This window comes from Rhizobium sp. RSm-3 (assembly GCF_001854685.1).
GTDB lineage: Bacteria > Pseudomonadota > Alphaproteobacteria > Rhizobiales > Rhizobiaceae > Rhizobium > Rhizobium ecuadorense.
Genome location: NZ_MAWZ01000056.1, coordinates 1 through 1,130, shown reverse-complemented (window position 1 = coordinate 1,130; position 1,130 = coordinate 1). Strand labels below are relative to the sequence as shown.

Below are 1,130 nucleotides of genomic sequence, written 5' to 3'. Positions count from 1 at the left end.
ATTACCGGAACTACGGCCAGAGCGGCGGTGCCAAACGTCAATACGAGGATCCCGCCGCCAAGGCCGAAGACCTGTCGGCAGCGCTGCGTTACCTGTCAAGCCGGCCGGATGTGTCCGGAACAGGCCTTCTCGGAATCTGCACCTCTGCTGGAACCGCTCTCTACACGGCAGCCGAAGACGGCAACGTCGGTGCGGTGGCGGCCGTGGCGGGCTACTATGCTGAACCAGAGTTAATGACGGCGATGATGAACGGGCGTGATATCATCGAGCGCCTGAGGGCTGACGGTCGTCTCGCACAGGAGATTTACGACAAAACTGGCGAGATCAAGACTATCCTGACCTACCACAATGCCGATGAAACAGCGGCGCATCTCAGCCCAAGCGAATATTACATGGACCAGACGCGCGGTGGCGGCGTTCGATCCTGGCGTAACGAGTTCGCTGTCATGGCTTGGGAGCACTGGATCGATTTCGATCCTGTCTCACGGGCCTCGCGCGTCACTGCGCCGACGCTCATGATCCACTCCGAGGGTTCGGCCTTCCCAGACCAGGCCCGAAAAGTCTACGGGCTGCTGGCTGGACCCAAAGACTTGCATTGGGCCGAAGGTGCGCAATTCGATTTCTATGATCAGGGCGACGCGGTAGGCGACGCCGCCGACCGCGTTGCTGCGCATTTCCGTGCCACGCTTGGGTAGCGGCGGCGATCGATTCCGGCGCCGCCGTAACCCGTGAACGTCAGGATGCCGTACATCAGAGAGCATCTTTCCCCATCATTTAACAGAGGAGACATGGATGACTGCCTCATCGATCACCCGCCGCACCTTCGGCCTGTCGGTTGGAGCTGTCGCCCTGTTCTCCCGTGTAGGAGTTGGCATGTCTCAGACCCTGAGTGCACATCGCGGAAAAATCACACCACTGACCGTCAGCTTTGCCAGCGGCGACAGCTATGTGGTCGCCCATCTCTACCTGCCTGAAGGCCATGATCCTGCCAAACGCTATCCGGCCGTGGCCGTCGGCGGGTCCTTCACCTCGGTGAAAGAGCAGATGGGCGGCATCTATGGCGGTGAAATGGCGCGTCGTGGCGTGATGGCACTGGCCATCGATTACCGGAACTACGGCCAGAGCGGCGG

General features: G+C 60.7%; 2 protein-coding genes. Both read left to right on the top strand.

Annotated features, from left to right (window positions below; all coding sequences use genetic code 11):
* The coding region (locus BBJ66_RS34810) for an alpha/beta hydrolase (RefSeq protein WP_071091266.1) at positions 1-695 on the top strand (695 nt) is incomplete at its 5' end.
* Positions 696-792: 97 nt separating this feature from the next.
* A partial coding sequence (locus tag BBJ66_RS27165; protein ID WP_443217143.1) for an alpha/beta hydrolase occupies positions 793-1,130 on the top strand: 338 nt, incomplete at its 3' end.